Origin of the sequence: Vulgatibacter sp. (genome assembly GCF_041687135.1) — a bacterium.
Taxonomy (GTDB): Bacteria; Myxococcota; Myxococcia; order Myxococcales; family Vulgatibacteraceae; genus JAWLCN01.
Genome location: NZ_JAWLCN010000001.1, coordinates 424,910 through 441,201 on the forward strand (window position 1 = coordinate 424,910; position 16,292 = coordinate 441,201).

Here is a 16,292-nt window from a genome sequence, read left to right on the forward strand (position 1 = left end):
GACCTCCAATAGGCGTTCACTGGCAGTGTGGTGTCGTGGTACCACGCGGCAGGTGCCGGAGCTAGTTCTCGGCTAGATCCCCTGCTCGGGAGAGCCGCTGTCGAGGTAGCTTTTGAGGATCACCACCGCCGCCACGGTGTCGATCACCGCTTTGCGCTTGCGGGCGTCGACGTTCATCTCGCGCAGCATGCGCTCCGCCTCCCACGTGGAGAGCCGCTCGTCCCAGAGCACGATGGGCAGGGCGAAACGCGCGGCGACGTGCTCGGCGAAGCGCCGGGTCTTCGCCGCCCGCGGCCCCTCGGTGTCGTCCATGTTGATCGGCAGGCCGATGACGAAGCGCGCAGGCTGCCGCTCCTCGACGATGCCGGCGAGCTCGTCGAGGTCCTGGGCGAGGTTGGAGCGGCGGATGGTCCGCACCGGCTGGGCGGTCCAGCCGAGCTCGTCGGAGGCCGCCACGCCGATGGTCTTGTCGCCGACGTCCAGTGCGAGGAAGACCACGTCAGGCCCCCGGCACCTGCGCCCTCTCGTCGGGCGCAGGCTGTGGAGGCGATTCCTTCCGCTCCAGGTCCTCGTCGGTGATCCCTTCCGCCTCGTCGCGGGCCGCGTCGGCGAGGAGCACCTGCTTCATCCGGTCGAGGCTCGCCTGGGTCTGGGCCACGAAGCCGCTCTGCACGCCGACGCGCTCGGCGGTCGAGAGGGTGCGCTCGTAGATGCTGATCGCCTTCTGCACCAGGACCCGCACCTTGCGCCGCAGCAGCCCGCGGTAGAGCTGCGCCTCGCTCTCCTCCATCCCCTCGGGAACCGGCGCGGTCATCATCTGGTCGTAGAGCGTCTCGTAGAGACCGCCCACCCGCTGCCCCGCGGCGGTGCCCCAGTGGACGTTGCCCATGCGGATCGCCCGGAGGTAATGGCCCTGCGCCGAGAGGAGCAGCTGCGCCTTGTACTCGAGCTCCTGCCCGAGCTTCTCGGTGTCGTCGACCGCCTTCAGCTGCACTGCCTCGAAGTGGAGCCGGTAGATCTCGCCGACGAAGAATTGCGCCTGCGCGGGCCAGTAGTCGTTGATCCGCTCCTCCGCCTTCTCCGACTCCTTGCGGTAGAGGGAGAGGGCGTTGCGCAGATCGATCTCGGCCTGCCCGAGATCGCCCATCTCCACCTTGCAGACGCCGATGTGGGTCATCGCGCGGATGCGATCCTGGGCGCCCCAGGGCGCGGCGGTCAGCGGCTGGAGCAGTGCCATCGCTTCGTCGTAGCGATCGAGGTGGTAGAGCGCGGTGGCCGCCCGCCAGACCGGCTCGAGATCCGACGCCGGCGAAAGCTGCGGATCGATCACGGCGCGGTAGCGATCGAGCGCGAGCTGCCACGCCTCCATCGCCTCGTAGGCGGCGCCGGCGTTGAACATCGCGTCGTGCCAGTGGCGGCTCTGCGGAAAGGCGTCGCCGAGGCGGGCGAAGCAGGCGGCAGCTCGGACGTAATCCTGCGCCTGCCAGGCGGCGGTGCCGCAGGCGAAGAGCTCCTCGTCGTTGAAGGAGGCGATCTCGGCCTGGAGGGGATCGAGCGTCGCCTCGTCGGGCCGAACCTGGGTGCCGGCGCAGCCGGCGAGCGCCACCAGCAGCGCGGCGCAGCAAAGCGACTTCCTCATCCGGCCATCACCTTCACCTGCACCGTGCGGCGCCGCGGTCCGTCGAATTCCACGAAATAGATCGCCTGCCACTGGCCGAGGAGCAGCTTGCCGCCCTCGACGAGCACCGTGGCGGAGGAGCCGATCATCGCCGCCTTCATGTGGGCGTGGGCATTTCCCTCGCCATGCTTCTGGGGCCGGTCCCGCGGCACCATCCGCTCCAGCGCCTCGAAGAGATCCTCCTTGAGGGCCGGGTCGGTGTTCTCCTGCACGGTGATCCCGGCGGTGGTGTGCGGGCAGAACACCACCACCGTGCCGGCGGTGACGCCGCTTTGCTGCACCACCGCCTTCACCTTCGCGGTGAGGTCGACGAATTCGTCTGCGGTCTGCGTCTGGATCTCGAGGACGTTCAGGGTGCGGGGCATTTCATGCTCCGGGGAAGAGATGCTGGCCCAGGCTCCAGAGGCCGGGGAGATCATAGACGTCCGTGTCGAAGCGCGGCACCTGCAGCTGCCGGGTGGGGTGGCAGGCCCGGCGGAGGCGCTCGAGGTGGCGCGCGTCGAGCTGCGCCATGGCGCGCGCCTCGAGGAGCGTCCGCTCCAGCCGCTCGGAGAGGGGCGGGGCGCCGCCGTCCGGGAGTCCGGCGCGGGCGAGGCCATCGGCGAGATCCGCCGGGGTCGGGGTCGGGAGCTCGTCGAGGAAATCCCGATGGACCCGGTTCGCCACCACCGCGGCGATGGGCATGCGCTCCTGCACGAGCAGGTCGTGGAAGTAGATCGCCTCGTCGATGGTGAAGGCGTGGGCGGAGGTCACGAGCACGAAGGCGGCCTCGTCGGAAGCGAGCAGCGCCTTCACCTTCGCGGCGCGCTCCTTGAACACGCCGTAGGTGCCCTGGATTTCGACCATGAAGCGGCCGAGCTCCTGGAGCGTCTCGCCGCCGGTGAACTTCGAGAGCGTCCGGGCCACGTAGTTGCCGCCGAGGTTGAAGAGGCGCATGCCCATCCGCCCGGCGGCCAGGGCGGGGCCGAGAATCACCCGCGCCGCCTCGTTGTCGAGGAAATCGAGCACGCGGTTCGGGGCCTCGAGGAAGTCGAGGGCGTGGGCGGTCGGCGGCGTGTCGAGGATCACGAGGTCCCACTCGCCCCTGGCGTAGAGCTCGTGGAGCTTCTCCATCGCGATGTACTCCTGCGAGCCGGCGAGGGCCGAGGAGAGCGTCTGGTAGAAGCGGTTCTGGAGGATCGCCTCGGCCCGGTCGGCGGGCACGGTGCGGTGGATGAAGTCGTCCCAGGAGCGCTTGAGGTCGAGCATCATCGCCCAGAGCTCACCCTGCGGGGCGAGGCCCGCCTCGCGGAGCCACCTCTCCTCGACCCGGGTCTCGAGGTTGCCGATGTTGGCGAGGCCAAGGGCGTTGGCCAGACGCCGCGCGGGATCGATGGTGAGGACGATCGCCTTGCGCCCCTCGACCGCGGCCCGGAGCGCGAGCGTGGCGGCGACGGTGGTCTTGCCCACGCCGCCGGAGCCCACGCAGACGATCACGCGCCGCGTGCGCAGCGCCTCGTGCGGATCCAGCACCCCTTTTCCGACAGCGCGGGTGCTCACAGCGTTCCCTCGGCAGCCAGCAGCTGCGCGACCGCGTCGATGGCGGGCCTGCCGAAATCGCCGGCTGGCGCGAGGAAGGGGATGTCGACGATGGGGAGGTGGAGCGCGCCGTCGAGCTTCTCCCGGTAGCGGCTGGTGAGGTTCGCCCGGATCGCATGGGCCCTGGCGGCGTTCGCCGCAGCGTCGAGCGCCGGGGGCTCGAGCATGCGGTCGAGCCCTTCGAGCTCCGCCGGGGTGAAGCGCCCTTCGTAGGCGCGGTTGAGGAAGACCTTGCCCGGCGCCATCCGCAGGGTGCCGCGAACCGCGGTCCCCAGCTCGATGGTCTCGTTGACGGGGAGCTCCTCGGGCAGGCTCACCAGGTTGACGGCGGTGATCGCCGGGTCGACGAGGAGCGCCTGCATCCACTCGGCGTCGGTGCGCATCGCCCCCGGGGGCACCGTGTCGATCAGCACCTGCGGCACCCGCAGGAAGGTGATCCCGTGGCCGGTGGCGGGCGCGTCGACCAGCACCAGATCCCACTTCTGCTCGCGGACGTGGTGCAGGATCTTCCCGAGCATCACCAGCTCGGGAAGCGACGGGATGAAGCGGAGAAAGCGGGCGACGAAGCGGTTCTCGAAGACCGCCTTGTAGACCGCCTTGTATTTGAGCTGCAGCAGCGCGTATTCGCGCATCGACTCCTGCGGCCGGACCACCACCGCGTCGACTCCGTCGGCGACCCGCCGGATCTCCGTCCCCGCAGGCCGGCCCCCGAGGAGCACCGAGATCCGCTCGTGGGTGTTCACCTCGCAGACGAGGACGCGCTTGCCCCGGGCCGCTGCGACCAGCGCCAGGGCAGCGGTGACGGTGCTCTTGCCCACGCCGCCCTTTCCCGTGGTGAAGAGGAGGCGGCGGTCGAGAAGGGACATAGGCGCGGAACCTATGCGCCGGAATGCCGCCGGTCAACGAAGCGAAGGCGTTGCATGGGCAGGCGCGCGTTGACATGGGAAAGGTCCCGCGGGAGATTGCGCCCGCATCACGGAGGTGGGCCGTGGATATCCGCAGCAATCCGGTCGTCAAGAAGTTCGTGGAGGCAGGGGAGGCACAGGTGGGCCGGCTGGCCAACCAGCTCCTGTCCAACGAACGATTCGTCATGGCGATCCAGCAGATTGTCGCCGGCACGCTGGCGGCGAAGGGCACCCTGGACAAGAGCCTCCGTGGCGCGCTGGCCACGATGAACCTGCCCTCGACCGCCGACGTGGAGGAGCTCCGCCGGCGCCTCGACGATCTCGACCGGACCATGGTGGAGCTCGACGCCAAGCTCGACCGGCTCGAGGACCGGCTCGGCGGCTCGGCGGCGCCCGCCGGTGCTGCCGGCGCTGCCGGGCAGCCGAAAGCCGCCCCGAAGAAGCGGGCGCCGAAGAAGAAGCCCGAGGCCTGAGAACCGTGCGCCGCATCGCCTTCATCAACGAGAAGGGTGGCTCCTGCAAGACCACCCTCGCGGTGAACACCGCCGCCTGGCTCGCGCAGCACCGGGACGCCCGGGTGCTCCTCTGCGACCTGGACACCCAGGGCCATGCGGGCAAGAGCCTCGGCGTCGACGTCCGGGGCTTGAAGCCCACCATCGCCGATCTGCTCTGCGACCCGGCGGTGCAGGTGAACGACGTGGTGCGCGGCACGCCGGTGGAGGGGCTCGACCTCCTCGCCTCCAACAAGGAGATGGCGCGCTTTCCGGTGGAAGTGGCGGCGCTGCCCGACCGGGATCGGCTGCTTCGAGGGAAGCTCTCCGATCTGGCGGGCTACGACTACGTGATCTTCGATGCTCCGCCGTCGATGGGCCTGGTCACCACCAACATCATGCTCGCCGCCGACGAGATCGTGATCCCGGTGGCGATGACCTACTTCGCCCTCGACGGCTGCGCCGAGATCATCGAGACGGTGCAGGGGGTGCGGGAACGCTTCGACCACCAGGCGCTGCAGGTCTCGATGGTGGTGCCGACGCTCTACCGCAAGACCGCGCTGGCGGACGAGATCCTCGCCAAGCTGCGGGAGCAATTCCCGGCGGAGATCTGCCGCACGGTGCTCGGCTACAACGTGCAGATCGACGAGGCCCAGAGCTACGGCCAGACGATCTGGGAGTACGCCCCGACGTCGAAGGGCGCGCTCACCCTCGAGGCGATCGCCCGCGAGCTCCTCTCCCGGGGCAGCACGGTGGCGGCCTCCGCGAAGGCCGCCACCGCTTCCAATCAGTAGGGCTCGGTTGCCGGCTCGCCGGCGTAGCCCGGCGGCGGGTTCCGCTCGAGGCGCTCCCGCTCCTCCGCTGCAGCGAGGGAGTCCTCTTCCTGGGTGATGTCCTCCGGCGAGAGCGTCTCGCCGGGCTGCATCATGTGCTCCATCTGCGCCGCGTAGTATTTGATGGGGTAGCGGCTCCGCTGCAGCTTCCACCCCTTGTACTTGTTGACCAGGCGCCGGAACCGTTGCGCGGCGAGATCCACCGACCGGTAGATGTCCTCGGACTCTTCGATGACGTTGAGCGTCTTGGTGTGGGGCATCTCGAAGGTGATGCGGCAGCGCTTGTCGATGCCACCCTTCGGCCCGTTGTTGTCCGAGAGCTCGATCTCCAGGCGGGGACCTTCGCGGTCGTAGACCCGGCGCAGGGGCTCGACGATGTGGGCATCGCAGAACTCCCGGAGGGAGTCGGTCAGCTCGAGACCCAGGGCCTTCAGCTCGATGTGCATGCTTGGGTGCCTCCCGAAATGCAGCTTTCTACGGCTCAAGGTGGGGTGCGATCCGGCGGGACGCCACGGCGGCCCGGCCCCCTCTTCTCCGGGGGGCGAGGGAGCGGCGGCCCTGCCTTCCGGTGTCCCGGGGACAGGGGCGAAGGCAGCCAGGCAGCCGGGCGGTCGCGCAGGTGCTGCGTCGGGCGCCAGGAGAACGCAGAAGTTGCGGCGGGTGGCGAAGGGGGGCGCTTAAACGACTGCGCCCCGCCGTGGGGCGGGGCGCAGCTTTTGCCGATGCCCTGTGGCAGGGGCGGGGTCAGAACTCTTCCTGCTCCTCACCCGCTTCCGCCGGCGTCTGCGGGACGTGGTTGCGGATGTCGTCCCGCCGGCGGCGGTCTTCCTTCTTCTCCACCCCGCGCCGGAGGGCCTCGATGAGCCGGTCGGCGGCGATGTCGATCGCCTCGTGCATGCTCGGGCGCATCTCGCTCACGTGGATCGGCGAGAGGCCAGGGGCCCGCAGGTCGATGCGGCACGACTTGTCACCCTTGCCGTGCTTCTGGCCGAAGTGATCGGCGAGCTCGATCTCGAGCCGGGCTGCGGTGTCGTCGACCAGCTTTTCCGCGCGGTCGTAGACGTGGGCGCGGCAGCGCTCCTTGAGGGATTCCGTCAGATCGAGATGGTGACCGTGCACGATGAACTGCATCGCGTCCTCCTATCCGGCTTTCTCGCCGGCTGCCTTCGTCCTACTGCATGCCCCGTGCCGATATTCCCTACTTGTGCTCCTCGAGCTTCTTCTCCAGCTCCGCCAGCTTGTCGCGGAGCGCCTGGACCTCCCGGTGCAGGGTGGGTAGGCCGGCGACCGTCTCCACCGCCCGGTGGAGCCGCTCGTCCAGGCTGCGCTGCCACTCCTCGATCCCCTGGCGCGAGGAGCGGATGAACTCCTGCGCCTGCTCGAGGGAGTTGGGCTTCTTGCCGTCGGCGGAAGCAGCCGCCTCGTGTTCCTCGCGGCGGAGCACCCGGGCCATCGCGTGCTCCGCCTCGGTGCGGAACGCGGTGACGCGCGGGGTGAGCTCGTCGCTGATGAAGGCCTGCAGCTTCGAACCGCCGGTCCGGATGATCTCCCGCAGCATCGGCAGCGGCATCTTCGAGGTCTTCTTCTCCTCCTCGAAGATGATCTGCGCCATGGTGACCGAGGTGAGGTCCTCCTTGGTGCGGTTGTCGATGATCTGGACCTCGGTGCCCGCCTTCACCATCTCGGCGATCTCGTCGAGGGTGACGTAGCGGCTCTCCACCGTGTCGTAGAGCTTGCGGTTGGTGTATCGCTTGATGATTTTCGCCGGCCGCTCGGAAGCGCCCGCGCTGTCGTTCGTCTCGTGCTCTGCCAAGGTGTCTCTCGCGCAGTGCGCTCGTTCCAGCGCCGGTTACCTCTCGATGATTGCGGGGCAAAAACCCCCTTGTCAATCGGGCCTTGGGGCTGGTTTCCGCCTGCGTGGGGTGCGAAACTCGCGCTCGCCCATGGGGGGACGCCCCCGGGGCGATGCCGCGCGAGCGGAGGTTTCACGGTGATCGTCGAGTGCGCCGGGTGCAGCACCCGTTTCCGTCTGGCTGACGACAAGATCCGCCCCAGCGGCACCAAGGTCCGCTGCTCGCGGTGCGGCGTGAGCTTCGTGGTCAAGCCGCCGATGCAGGCGCCCCCGCCCCTGCCGCCACTCGACGAGCCCTCGGTCCACGAGATGGAGACGCAGGTGGCGCAGGTCCCCGACGACCTCCTCGCCGGGCTGCGGGCGGCGCCGGCGCAGGACGAGACGACGCGCATCACCCAGGTGCCCGCGGATCTCCTCGCCGAGCTCCGGGACGGCCTGCGCCCGCCGCCGCCTCCGCCCCCCACCGCAGGCTGGGAATTGCCGCCTCCGCTCCCGCCTGCGCCGCCGCCCCTTCCAGCCGCGCCGCCGCCACTTCCCGCCCCCGCCGCTCCCTCCGCCGACCGGGGTACCAACCTCTCCGCCGGCCCGGATCTCTTCGCCGACCTCGACTTCGGCGACACCCGCTCGCCGCCGGCGCCCTCGATCAAATTGCCGCTGCCGCCGCCGGTGGAGGACGATCCACTCGCCATCCTCGGGCCTGCGCCGGCGCTGCCGCCCCTCGGCACCGGCGCCGTGGAGCGCTTCGCGCCGGCGCCGCAGTCGCTGGTCGGCCCGCCCCGTGCCGTCGAGAGCCCCCGTGGCCTCGAGCTCGACATGGGGGGCTGGGTGCCGCCGGCGGCAGCTCCCGCGGCGGCGGCGCCGTCCGGGCCGACGGGCTTCGACCGCAATGCCTCAGGGCTCGAGCTGGCCACGGAGCGCTGGACGGCGCAGCCTGCGCCGCCGCCGTCCGTCCCCGCGGCAGCGCCGACGGTGGGCGCGCCGCAGCGCGCTGCAGCGCCGGAGCCCCAGCTCGAGCTGGCGGAGCCGCCGGTCCGCAAGGTGGCGACGATCGGCAGGACCCGGCCGCCGGTGCCTCGCCAGGCGCCGGTGGAGCGCCAGCGGACGCGGCCGGTGCTCGGGCTGATCTCGGGGGTGGCGGTGCTCCTCACCGCGCTGGCCGGTTTCGTGGTGGCGCGGAACGGCGGCTCCCTCGACCTGGGGAGCAGCGAGATCCTCGCTGCCTTCGGGATCGGTTCGGCCACCGGCCCCGCAGGCACCACCGAGCTCCGCATCGAGGAGCTCGCGACCGGCCGCTACCCCACCGCCGGTGGCGATCTCTTCTTCGTGCGGGGGGAGATCGAGAGCCACGCGGCGGAGGCCCGGGGCCCGGCGATCCGCGTGGTGGCGGAGCTCCGGGACGGCGAGCGGGTGGTGGCCCGCGGCGAGGCCTTCGCCGGCGGCCTCCCCTCGCCGGAGGAGGTGCACGCCCTCCACGACGCCGAGGAGGCCACCGCCCTGGCACAGCGCCGCGGCGCCGGCTGGAGCAGGACGCTGGAACCCGGCGCCCGGGCGCCCTTCCTCGTGGTTCTCGGCGCGGTTCCCGCCGATGCGGAGGCGCTGCGGCTGGTCGTCACCGCGGCGCCCGCACCGGTGCCCGCGGCGCCTGCGCTTCCTGCGGTGGCGGCGGATCGTTAGCTTCCGCCCCTGGCGTCAGCCCTTCGCGTTCTTCGAGGCGGGCGGCCTGCCTGCGCCAGGGCCGGCGACGGACCTGCGGAGGTTGTGGACCGCACGCCCCAGCGCCTCGCCGAGGGCGGGCATCTTCGCTGCGCCGAAGACCAGCAGGACGATGAAGAGGATGATCAGCAGTTCACCGAGGTTCGGCACACCCATGCAGCACACTCCCGAGGCGGCAACCTACCACGCCTCTCCCTTCCGGCGCGACGACCGGCCGCTGGTCTGGGCACACCGGGGCGCCAGCGCCTACGCGCCGGAGAATACGGCTCCCGCCTTCGAGCTGGCCCGGCGCCAGGGTGCCGACGGGATCGAGTGCGACGTGATGCGCTGCGGCTCGGGCGAGCTGGTGGTCTGTCACGACGAGCGGCTCGATCGCCTCTGCGGGATCCCGGTCGCGGTCCGGGAGCTGCCGCTGGCGGAGCTGCGCCGGCTGCCCGTGCTCGCCGCGCGCTTTCCCGGCGCCGGCGGGACGATCCCCACCTTCGAGGAGGCGGTGGAGGTGGCGGGCCCGGCGATGCGCTGGAACGTGGAGCTCAAGGTCGACCGCCACGCGGACGCAGAGCCCCTCGCCCGTGCTGCCGCCGCAGCGGTGGCGCGCCTCGGCCTGGAGGAGCGCGTGCTCGCCAGCTCCTTCCACCCGCTGGCGCTGCTCACCCTGCGGACCGCTGCGCCGGCGCTGCCCACCGCCTACCTCTGGGAGGGCGACGGCGCGGTGCTGGGCACGTGGCACCGGGCGTGGGGCAGGATCACCGCGACCGCGGCCGTGCACCCCGAGCACCGGCTCGTGGACGAGGCCGCGGTGCGGCGCTGGCACCGGGCGGGGCTGCTGGTCAACACCTGGACGGTGGACGAGCCGGAGGAACTCCTCCGGCTCCGCGCCGCCGGCGTGGACGGGGTGATCACCAACCGGCCCGACGTCGCGATCGCGACCTACGCGCCTTAGAGCAGCCGCATCGGCTTGAAGCCCGCTGCGTCGCAGGAGGCGAGGGCGTAGCGCACCCCGCCGTGCTCCCCGGTGAAGCCCGCGGCGATGCCGGGGCCGTGGAGGTGGCCGTAGACGCAGACCGCCGGGTGGTAGGACTCGATCACCGGCGAGAAGGTGGTCTCCCTGGGGCCCGCGTAGACCGGCGGGAAATGCATGCAAGCGACGCGGATCGCGTTCGGATCCTTGTCGGCGATCCGCCTGGCGGCTTCGACGCTGCGCTTGAGCCGTTCGGTGTCGCGCTCCACCAGATCGGGCCGGAATTTCTCCATCCCCATCTCGCCGCCCTCGGCGCCGGGAAGCGGCGGCGCCTCCGGCGCGGTCCAGCCGCGGACGCCGGCGATCACGTAGGGGCCCTCCTGCCAGGCGCTGCCGTTGTGGAGGAAGCCCCGGATGCTGGGGTAGGGCGCGAAGAGCTCCCGCAGCTTCTTCTGGCTGTCGGGCCACCAGAAGTCGTGGTTGCCCTTGAGCAGGACCTTGCGGCCGGGCCGCGCGTCGATCCAGGCGAGGTCGGCGGCGACCTCGGTGGGCCGGGTCGCCCACGAGATGTCGCCGACGACGAGCACCAGGTCGTCGGCCCCGACCTCGGCGTCCCACGCGGCGGCGAGGGGAGCGGGGTGGCCGGTCCAGCCGAAGACGTCCATGTCCTTGGCGCGGTCGGAGGGGAGATGCAGATCGCCGATGGCGAAGAGACGCACACGTGCCTTTCGTCGGGGCCGCTCAGCTGCCTGCGGGCAGCGCCGCGCTCTCGGGGAGCGGCAGCAGACGGTCGATGGTCTGGAGGAGTTCGGGCTCGCCCGCGTCGCGCAGCTGCCGATCGAGGGTCGCCCGGGCGAGCCTGCCGCGCAGGCGCCAGGAGATCTCCGCCTTCCGGCACCGGGCCCAGGCATCGGCCTCCTGCTCGAGGACGGCGGCGAGTTTTGCGCTCGCCCGTTCGACGGCCTGGCAGCCCGCCCGCAACGCCGGGTCGTAGCGCGCCTGCAGCGGGTGTCCGTGGAGCCGTTCGCGGAGCTCGTGGACGAGCCGCACCTCCTCCTCGATCGGGACGCAGGTGTAGGCCTGCGGTCCGTCGGGGAAGAGGCGGATGAAGAGGGGATCGCGGCTGTCGCCCCGGGTGAGATCGAGGGCCGCCAGCGAGAGATCGGCGATCGTCGCATCGAGCTGCCGATCCGCAGCGTCGCAGGCGCGGTAGGCCTCTTCGGCCGCGCGCCCCGCAGCACGCCTCGCCTGCACCGCGGCGCGGAGCTCCTCCTGCGCCAGGGCGAAGAAGGAGGCCACCGGCGCAAGCGCGGTGCGTCCCGCCACCGCAGCGAGGAAGGCATCGCCCCGATCGAGGAGGTCGCCGCAGGAGAGCTCGTCGAAAGCCACGGACATGGGGCGCATCCTGCACGGCGGCAGCGCGGTGGTAAAGCGCCGTCCGCTTTGCTCGGGCAGCCCGGTGGCGCCGGGGCTGCCGTTCAACCTCTACCGTCCACGGGGTGGCCCGCCGCCTTCCAGGCGGTGAGTCCACCGAGGAAATTGGCCACCCGCTCGAAGCCCGCCGCCTGCAGGAGGCTGGCGCCGATCCCGCCTCGGTGGCCCACGCTGCACATGCTGATCACGAGCCGATCCCGGGGCAGCTCGCCGAGGTGCCGCGGCAGATCACCGACGAAGATCCGGCGTGCACCGGGAAGGCTGCCGCCCTCCCACTCGTCTGGCTTGCGCACGTCGAGCACCACGGCTTCCTCCCGCTCGAGCAGCCGCGGGAGCGACGCCACGTCCACGGTGGCGGTGGACTCCACCGGGCGACCGGCGTTCTGCCAGGCCTCGAAGCCGCCCTGCAGGTGGCCCTCGACCCGGTCGTAGCCGATGCGGAAGAGGGTGCGTGCCACCGCCTCCACGTCGGCCCGTTCCGGCAGGACGAGGACGATTGGCTCGTCCGGCGCTGCCACCCAGCTCAGGTAGGCGGTGAGGCCACCGAGCCAGACGTTGATCGAGCCGGGGACGTGGGCGCCGCCGAAGGCCTGCGGCATCCGGGTGTCGATCACCCGGACGCCCTCCTCGCGCAGCCCCTCGAAGCGATCGAGGGCCAGGGGCACGAGCCGGGGCGGCGCCAGCTCGATCGGCGGGCCCTCGAGGTTCCAGCGCTCCATCCGGCGGAAGTAGGGGGGCCGCACCTGCCGCTGCGCGCGCTGCCGCTCCACGAAGGCGGCGCCGTCGGCGAGGAGGCTGGGGTTGTGGCGGCGCTCGAAGCCGAGGGTGGAGAGATCCCGCTCGGAGATCGCCCCGCCGCAGACCGAGCCGCCGCCGTGGGCGGGCTGGAGCACCACCCAGTCGCCGAGGGGGAGGATCTTCTCGAAGAGGCTCCGGTGGAGGGTGCGTGCGAGACGCTCCTCCTCCTCCGGCCCGTAGAGATCGGTCCGGCCCACGTCGCCGACGAAGAGCGCGTCGCCGGTGAAGGCGAAGACCGGCTCGTCCGCTGCGTCGGTGTCGCTCATCGCCCAGGTGAGGCTCTCGTCGGTGTGGCCCGGGGTCTCGAGCGCGCGGAAGCGGAGGCTGCCGACGCCGATGGTGTCGCCCTCCCGCACCGGCTCCCCGTAGCCGAACGGCAGCCCTGCGCCGTGGAGGATCCCCGCGTCGGTGGCCGCGGCCAGCGCCGTCGAGCCGACCACGTAGTCCTCGTTGCGGTGGGTCTCGAGCACCCAGCGGATTCGGAAGCCCTGCTCGTCGGCGAGGTGGAGGTAGACGTCCACGTCCCGCCGGGGATCGATCACCACCGCCTCACCGCCATCCGCAAGGACGTAGGAATGGTGCGAGAGCCCCTCGCTCGTGATCCGGCGCCGGAACACCGCCGACCTCAGACCTGCGCCGTTCGCGTGTGATGCGTGCGGGTGTGGTGCCGGCGCACGATTCGCCCCGGTCGCGCGGCGCGCTCCTGGAAGGGCAGGAAGGTGAGCGAGAGCACCATGCCGAAGACGACGTGGGCGACGATGGCCCTGCCGATCGGCATGAGCGCCACGAAATCGCCGGCGCCCACCCACTTCGCCACCGCGTAGTACATCACCGCCCAGGCGAGCCCGCCCCACCAGGCACCGACCATCAGCGTCAGTCCCTTGGGCTGCCCCCACATCGTCCAGCCGTAGGTGATCCCCCAAAACGCAGAGACGGCGAAGTGGATCAGCAGGCCGATCAGGATCTGCCCCACGGACGGCGTGAGGACCGCCACGCCGAAGAGCCCGTAGCCCGCCATCTGCGCCATCAGCCAGAAGCTGCCGCCGGTGGAGAGGCTGACGAGGCCGAGGAAGATCGCCAACGCGAGGCCCGCGACCAGGCCGGCCACCGCGCCCCAGAGCGTGCCTTTGGTCAGGTTCGATGCCGCCATCTTTCGCCTCCCTCCGCCGCCAGTGCCCCGACGGGCCGTTGGTGCTGCCCAGCTAACCTTGCTGTGCGGCATTCCCCCCGCAAGGGAGGAGGGGGGCGGTGATCTCCACACGGATGGTCCGCCCTGGGCGGGCGCTGGCGCTCGGGCTCCGGGCGCGGGGTGCACATGCGCCGGACCGTGTCCACCTTGAATTTGTGTCCGAAACCCGACTTCTTCGGTGAACGGCAAGGGAGTCGGACCGCAACCGAGAGAGGAGGAACGAGATGGCAATCCGTCGTGGCTCGAACGTCAATCAGGGTGGTTCGCGTGGTGGCATGACCGTGCAGGAGGCCGGCCGCAAGGGTGGCGAGACGGTGCTGCAGGAGCGCGGGCCGGAGTTCTTCTCGCAGATCGGCCGCAAAGGCGGACAGAAGGTCCGCGAGCTGATCAACGCGGGCAAGCGCGGCGGCAACCGCTGACGCTCGGCGTGCGCTAGCACGCGGCCCCAGAACGCGCGCGGCCGCCCGGAGACGGGCGGCGGGCGCGACCAGCGCAGAGACCGACGGCGCCTGCCGGAACGCCTCTGCATCGGACGGCAGAGCAGGGTTCCCGGCGCGCACGCGCGCTCCTGCTCTGCCGTGCTGCTTGCTCGCGCCTGGCGCGAGAGGCGCTCTTTCGTTTGCTCCGCCTCCGGCGGAGCGAGCTCGTCTTCGCGAGCTTCCAATGCCTGACGGAGGGCGAAAATGGCGAACGAACTGCAGGGTCTGCGCGTGGCCTTCCTGGCCGCTGACGGCGTCGAGCAGGTGGAGTTGCAGCGGCCCTGGGAAGCGCTCGAGCGCGCTGGCGCCCACGTCGAGCTCCTCTCGATCAAGGGGGGCAGGCTCCAGGCATTCAACCACCTCGACAAGGGCGACACCTTCGAGATCGATCGCAAGGTGGGGCAGGTGGAGGCCGACGAGTTCGACGCGCTCGTCCTGCCCGGCGGCGTCGCCAATCCCGACCGGCTGCGTACCGATCGCGACGCGGTCCGCTTCGTCCGCGCCTTCTTCGATCAGGGCAAGCCGGTGGCGGCGATCTGCCACGCCGCCTGGACCCTGATCGAGGCCGGCGTGGTGGCGGGCAGGACCCTCACCTCCTGGCCGAGCCTCCAGAGCGATCTGCGCAACGCGGGCGCCCGCTGGGTGGACGAGGAGACCCATCTCGACGGGCACCTGCTCACCAGCCGCAAGCCCGACGATCTGCCGGCCTTCAGCCATCGCATGATCGAGCTCTTCTCCCACGCGCTGGAGGCGACCACCGGCGGCTCCGTCGAGGGCGTCGCCCGCAGGGGCCTCGCCGCCACCCGCGGCGGCCTGATCCAGCCGGGCAGCCCCACCGACAGCGTCGACGAGGCGAGCGAGGAATCCTTCCCGGCGAGCGATCCGCCCTCCGGCCCCAGCGCGATCTGACGGGCCGGCGGCCGCGGCGCCCGCGTCTGCCTGAACATCACCCTGCCGGGCCTTCCCGGCGGGGTGAATCGCGTTGGGGAGCCTGTCGGTTGTCCGACCGGGCAAGTCACCGATTCTGCGGACGATCTTCACCGCTGTCCTCCATCCCACAATGCGACTTCTGGCTACCCCCCCGGGTTCCGGGCGTGCCCTTGCCGGCTCGCCCCCGACGAAGCATCTACGTTTGCGTCTCCTGTGAGGTCGGGGTTGCCGACCAGCCGGTCGGCTGGCCTGCGGGAGTCTTTTCTGGGGTGCAGCTCTGCCCGGGGGGCACGGAGTGGAGGACATGTTTCGTCCAACCGAACGTGAAGCAGCCACGGGAACGCCGATTCCGGGGCCGGAAGCGCAGCAGAACGTCGCGCTGTCGACGGCGCTGGAAGCCGGTCCCTCGTCACCCAGGGCCGTGGCCGAACGGGTGGCATCCGCAGCAGCCTGCGACGTGGTCGTCGCCGCGGATCTCGACGCGCCGTTCATCGGCCCGACCTCCGTCTATGGACGGGGTCTCGCCGACGAGGCGGCGTGGCGAACGGCGATCCGGGTGGCAGCGCAGGTTGCCAACGCCGCACCGCGATCCCGCGGGGACAGTTGGGCCGGCTCGCTGGCCGAGCTCTCCGGGGGGCGTGGCGACACCGCGATCCTCGGAGGGGCCCGCGCGGTCCTGGTGATCCTCCGCTCGGAGGGTGGCAGACCGAGGACCCTGGTGGTCGCAGCCAGACGGGAAGGCGAGTTCGGCGATGCCGAGCGCCGCGCGATGACCGCCGCAGCGGCTCGCCCGGAGCCGCGGGATCCCGTGATCGTCGCAGCGCTGGAGGCGGTGGCGAGCCGCACCGGCGTGCCGCTCGGCCTGCTCCATGCCGGCAAGCTGATGTGGGCTGCGGGTCCGCTCTGGCGGGCACTCGGCCTCGAAGGCGGCGCGCGGCTGGGACGGGCCTTCGCCCACGGCGGGGCGCCGGCTGCCGCCGGCAGGCTCGAGGACGCTGCCCGGACCACCGGTCCCGGCGCCGACCTCGACATCACCTCGCTGCCCGGTGAGCTGCAGCTGCTGCAGGCCACCAGGCCCGCCGACGTGGCGCGCAGCGCCCGCCTCGACGAGCTGGGCAGGCGGTGGCGGCTCTCCCCTGCGGAGCGCGCCGAGCTGCAGCACCTGATGCTCGGGCTCTCCTGCAAGGAGGCGGCGGCTCGGCTCGGCGTCTCGCCGGAGACGATCCGCGGCAGGCGCAAGCAGATCTACCGCAAGGCCCGGGTCGGCGGCGCCGGACCGCTGCGGGCGCTCCTCGACGGCGTCACCGACGACGAGGACGCGCTCGGCGGCACCAACACCGCGGTCTCTGCCTGACGGCCCGACCGGCGCTGCAGCATCGGCAGCATGCCCATCGGCCCCCGCTGCGGCGGGGCCGCACGGGGCTGCCTGCAGCGCGGTGGCGACCGGCGGG

General features: G+C 71.6%; 20 protein-coding genes. 7 read left to right on the forward strand and 13 right to left on the reverse strand.

Going from position 1 to position 16,292, the window contains the following annotated elements; genetic code table 11:
- Positions 1 to 72: 72 nt before the first annotated feature.
- From ruvX to ACESMR_RS01985, 5 genes are read right to left on the reverse strand one after another with little or no spacing between them, the layout of a single operon-like run.
- The gene (ruvX, locus tag ACESMR_RS01965) at positions 73 to 498 is read right to left on the reverse strand and encodes a Holliday junction resolvase RuvX (protein ID WP_373044607.1); all 426 of its coding nucleotides are present in this window, start codon (positions 496 to 498) and stop codon (positions 73 to 75) included.
- A 1-nt stretch (position 499) separates the two neighbouring features.
- On the reverse strand, positions 500 to 1,639 hold the full coding sequence (locus tag ACESMR_RS01970) for a hypothetical protein (protein WP_373044608.1): 1,140 nt from the start codon (positions 1,637 to 1,639) through the stop codon (positions 500 to 502).
- The gene (locus tag ACESMR_RS01975; RefSeq protein ID WP_373044610.1) at positions 1,636 to 2,043 is read right to left on the reverse strand and encodes a secondary thiamine-phosphate synthase enzyme YjbQ; all 408 of its coding nucleotides are present in this window, start codon (positions 2,041 to 2,043) and stop codon (positions 1,636 to 1,638) included. The genes ACESMR_RS01970 and ACESMR_RS01975 overlap by 4 nt, the downstream gene beginning before the upstream one ends.
- Position 2,044: 1 nt before the next feature.
- Positions 2,045 to 3,190 (reverse strand): ArsA family ATPase, encoded by a 1,146-nt coding sequence (locus tag ACESMR_RS01980; protein ID WP_373044611.1) that lies wholly within the window; start codon positions 3,188 to 3,190, stop codon positions 2,045 to 2,047.
- Positions 3,191 to 3,213: 23 nt separating this feature from the next.
- Positions 3,214 to 4,122, reverse strand: a complete 909-nt coding sequence (locus tag ACESMR_RS01985; protein ID WP_373044613.1) for an ArsA-related P-loop ATPase — start codon at positions 4,120 to 4,122, stop codon at positions 3,214 to 3,216.
- 122 nt (positions 4,123 to 4,244) lie between these two features.
- Between ACESMR_RS01985 and ACESMR_RS01990 the strand changes: the two genes are divergently transcribed.
- Together ACESMR_RS01990 and ACESMR_RS01995 are read left to right on the forward strand one after the other, a co-directional pair.
- Positions 4,245 to 4,634 (forward strand): hypothetical protein, encoded by a 390-nt coding sequence (locus tag ACESMR_RS01990; protein WP_373044614.1) that lies wholly within the window; start codon positions 4,245 to 4,247, stop codon positions 4,632 to 4,634.
- A 5-nt stretch (positions 4,635 to 4,639) separates the two neighbouring features.
- Positions 4,640 to 5,446, forward strand: a complete 807-nt coding sequence (locus ACESMR_RS01995) for a ParA family protein (RefSeq protein ID WP_373044616.1) — start codon at positions 4,640 to 4,642, stop codon at positions 5,444 to 5,446.
- On the opposite strand, the gene ACESMR_RS02000 is transcribed toward ACESMR_RS01995, so the two are convergent.
- The 3 genes from ACESMR_RS02000 to ACESMR_RS02010 all read right to left on the reverse strand — a co-directional run bounded on the left by ACESMR_RS02000 (position 5,440) and on the right by ACESMR_RS02010 (position 7,298).
- Positions 5,440 to 5,931 (reverse strand): HPF/RaiA family ribosome-associated protein, encoded by a 492-nt coding sequence (locus tag ACESMR_RS02000; protein ID WP_373044617.1) that lies wholly within the window; start codon positions 5,929 to 5,931, stop codon positions 5,440 to 5,442. The genes ACESMR_RS01995 and ACESMR_RS02000 overlap by 7 nt on opposite strands.
- A 298-nt stretch (positions 5,932 to 6,229) precedes the next feature.
- Positions 6,230 to 6,616, reverse strand: coding sequence for an HPF/RaiA family ribosome-associated protein (locus tag ACESMR_RS02005; protein ID WP_373044619.1), 387 nt, complete (start codon positions 6,614 to 6,616; stop codon positions 6,230 to 6,232).
- Positions 6,617 to 6,683: 67 nt separating this feature from the next.
- On the reverse strand, positions 6,684 to 7,298 hold the full coding sequence (locus ACESMR_RS02010) for a polyhydroxyalkanoate synthesis regulator DNA-binding domain-containing protein (protein ID WP_373044620.1): 615 nt from the start codon (positions 7,296 to 7,298) through the stop codon (positions 6,684 to 6,686).
- 177 nt (positions 7,299 to 7,475) lie between these two features.
- On the opposite strand from ACESMR_RS02010, the gene ACESMR_RS02015 reads away from it, so the two are divergent.
- Positions 7,476 to 9,011 (forward strand): zinc-ribbon domain-containing protein, encoded by a 1,536-nt coding sequence (locus ACESMR_RS02015; RefSeq protein ID WP_373044622.1) that lies wholly within the window; start codon positions 7,476 to 7,478, stop codon positions 9,009 to 9,011.
- A 15-nt stretch (positions 9,012 to 9,026) separates the two neighbouring features.
- Here the strand turns inward: ACESMR_RS02015 and ACESMR_RS02020 are convergent, their stop codons facing one another.
- A complete protein-coding gene (locus ACESMR_RS02020; protein WP_373044623.1) occupies positions 9,027 to 9,206 on the reverse strand; it encodes a twin-arginine translocase TatA/TatE family subunit in 180 nt (59 codons plus the stop codon).
- Here ACESMR_RS02020 and ACESMR_RS02025 point away from each other — a divergent pair.
- A complete protein-coding gene (locus ACESMR_RS02025) occupies positions 9,205 to 9,993 on the forward strand; it encodes a glycerophosphodiester phosphodiesterase (protein WP_373044625.1) in 789 nt (262 codons plus the stop codon). The genes ACESMR_RS02020 and ACESMR_RS02025 overlap by 2 nt on opposite strands.
- Here the strand turns inward: ACESMR_RS02025 and ACESMR_RS02030 are convergent.
- From ACESMR_RS02030 to ACESMR_RS02045, 4 genes are all read right to left on the reverse strand, one after another.
- A complete protein-coding gene (locus ACESMR_RS02030) occupies positions 9,990 to 10,730 on the reverse strand; it encodes a metallophosphoesterase (RefSeq protein ID WP_373044626.1) in 741 nt (246 codons plus the stop codon). The genes ACESMR_RS02025 and ACESMR_RS02030 overlap by 4 nt on opposite strands.
- A 22-nt stretch (positions 10,731 to 10,752) precedes the next feature.
- The gene (locus ACESMR_RS02035; RefSeq protein ID WP_373044628.1) at positions 10,753 to 11,406 is read right to left on the reverse strand and encodes a hypothetical protein; all 654 of its coding nucleotides are present in this window, start codon (positions 11,404 to 11,406) and stop codon (positions 10,753 to 10,755) included.
- An 83-nt stretch (positions 11,407 to 11,489) separates the two neighbouring features.
- Positions 11,490 to 12,860 carry a rhodanese-like domain-containing protein gene (locus ACESMR_RS02040; protein WP_373044629.1) on the reverse strand — a complete coding sequence of 457 codons (1,371 nt, stop codon included), beginning with the start codon at positions 12,858 to 12,860 and terminating at the stop codon, positions 11,490 to 11,492.
- Between the two features lie 8 nt (positions 12,861 to 12,868).
- Complete coding sequence (locus ACESMR_RS02045) at positions 12,869 to 13,393, reverse strand: hypothetical protein (protein ID WP_373044630.1); 525 nt, start codon at positions 13,391 to 13,393, stop codon at positions 12,869 to 12,871.
- A gap of 263 nt (positions 13,394 to 13,656) precedes the next feature.
- Between ACESMR_RS02045 and ACESMR_RS02050 the strand changes: the two genes are divergently transcribed.
- The 3 genes from ACESMR_RS02050 to ACESMR_RS02060 all read left to right on the forward strand — a co-directional run bounded on the left by ACESMR_RS02050 (position 13,657) and on the right by ACESMR_RS02060 (position 16,195).
- Positions 13,657 to 13,851, forward strand: a complete 195-nt coding sequence (locus ACESMR_RS02050; RefSeq protein ID WP_373044632.1) for a KGG domain-containing protein — start codon at positions 13,657 to 13,659, stop codon at positions 13,849 to 13,851.
- Positions 13,852 to 14,115: 264 nt separating this feature from the next.
- A complete protein-coding gene (locus ACESMR_RS02055) occupies positions 14,116 to 14,820 on the forward strand; it encodes a type 1 glutamine amidotransferase domain-containing protein (protein ID WP_373044634.1) in 705 nt (234 codons plus the stop codon).
- 325 nt (positions 14,821 to 15,145) lie between these two features.
- Positions 15,146 to 16,195 carry a helix-turn-helix transcriptional regulator gene (locus tag ACESMR_RS02060; protein WP_373044636.1) on the forward strand — a complete coding sequence of 350 codons (1,050 nt, stop codon included), beginning with the start codon at positions 15,146 to 15,148 and terminating at the stop codon, positions 16,193 to 16,195.
- Positions 16,196 to 16,292: the final 97 nt, after the last annotated feature.

Coding starts and splice junctions, on each gene's coding strand:
- ACESMR_RS01970 (WP_373044608.1), bottom strand. CDS start 1,639: ATGAGGAAGTCGCTTTGCTGCGCCGCGCTGCTGGTGGCGCTCGCCGGC.
- ACESMR_RS01975 (WP_373044610.1), bottom strand. CDS start 2,043: ATGCCCCGCACCCTGAACGTCCTCGAGATCCAGACGCAGACCGCAGAC.
- ACESMR_RS01985 (WP_373044613.1), bottom strand. CDS start 4,122: ATGTCCCTTCTCGACCGCCGCCTCCTCTTCACCACGGGAAAGGGCGGC.
- ACESMR_RS02000 (WP_373044617.1), bottom strand. CDS start 5,931: ATGCACATCGAGCTGAAGGCCCTGGGTCTCGAGCTGACCGACTCCCTC.
- ACESMR_RS02005 (WP_373044619.1), bottom strand. CDS start 6,616: ATGCAGTTCATCGTGCACGGTCACCATCTCGATCTGACGGAATCCCTC.
- ACESMR_RS02025 (WP_373044625.1), top strand. CDS start 9,205: ATGCAGCACACTCCCGAGGCGGCAACCTACCACGCCTCTCCCTTCCGG.
- ACESMR_RS02020 (WP_373044623.1), bottom strand. CDS start 9,206: ATGGGTGTGCCGAACCTCGGTGAACTGCTGATCATCCTCTTCATCGTC.
- ACESMR_RS02035 (WP_373044628.1), bottom strand. CDS start 11,406: ATGTCCGTGGCTTTCGACGAGCTCTCCTGCGGCGACCTCCTCGATCGG.
- ACESMR_RS02045 (WP_373044630.1), bottom strand. CDS start 13,393: ATGGCGGCATCGAACCTGACCAAAGGCACGCTCTGGGGCGCGGTGGCC.
- ACESMR_RS02050 (WP_373044632.1), top strand. CDS start 13,657: ATGGCAATCCGTCGTGGCTCGAACGTCAATCAGGGTGGTTCGCGTGGT.
- ACESMR_RS02055 (WP_373044634.1), top strand. CDS start 14,116: ATGGCGAACGAACTGCAGGGTCTGCGCGTGGCCTTCCTGGCCGCTGAC.
- ACESMR_RS02060 (WP_373044636.1), top strand. CDS start 15,146: ATGTTTCGTCCAACCGAACGTGAAGCAGCCACGGGAACGCCGATTCCG.